Annotated in this window: 1 protein-coding gene; it reads left to right on the forward strand. The window is 65.1% G+C overall.

The features are described from left to right. The coding region (locus tag AC0V2Y_RS28670; protein WP_475417976.1) for a condensation domain-containing protein at window positions 1–972 on the forward strand (972 nt) is incomplete at both ends.

The raw sequence follows: 972 nt of genomic DNA on the forward strand, positions 1-972 counted from the left end.
CGCTGGCGAACTGCGCGCCCAGCTTGGCGCCCATCTGGCCGATTACATGATTCCCAGCGCCTTCGTCACGCTCGACGCCTTCCCGCTGACCAGCAACGGCAAGCTCGATCGCACGGCGCTGCCGGCGCCCGATCTGCAAGCGCTGGCGCGCGGCAGGTACGTCGCCGCGGAAGGTCAGGTGGAACAGGCGCTGTGCCAGGCATGGAGCACGGTGCTCAAGGTGGAGCAAGTCGGCGTGGAGGATAACTACTTCGACATCGGCGGCGACTCGATCCGCAGCATCGCCATCGTGGCGGCGGCCCGCGCGCACGGCATCGAACTGGCCATTGTCGACCTGTTCAGGCATCCGACCGTGCGCGCCCTGGCGCAGGCGCTGGCCGTGCGCGACGGCGCCGCCGCGCTCAGTCAAGACATGGAAATCCTCGATGCAGCGGACCGCGCGTCGCTGCCGGAACGGGTGCAGGACGCCTATCCGATGACGCTGCTGCAGATGGGCATGGTGTTCCACAACCAGTATGAGCAGGATGCGGGGTTGTATCACGATGTGTTCAGCAACCATGTCACGCTGCCGGCCTGGGATGAAGGCGTGCTGCGTCAGGTGCTGGCGGCGATGGCGGAAAAACATCCGGTGCTGCGCACCAGCTTCGACCTGAGCCGCTATAGCGAGCCGCTGCAGCTGGTATGGCGCGATGCGGAAGTGCCGCTGATCGTGGCCGACCTGCGCGAGCTGAACACGGCTGAGCAGGATCAGATCGTGGCCGGATTCATCGACGCCGAACGCAAGTCCGCTTTCGATCTGGCCAGCGCTCCGCTGCTGCGCATCTTCGTGCACCTGCGCGGCGCCAAGGCGATACAGTACACCTTCAGCTTCCACCATGCGATTCTCGATGGCTGGAGCGTGGCCTCGTTCCAGACCGAGCTGTTCAATGCCTACTTCGCTGCGCTCGAAGGCAAGGACATTGCGCTGCCATC

It is taken from the genome of Janthinobacterium sp. BHSEK, assembly GCF_056174685.1.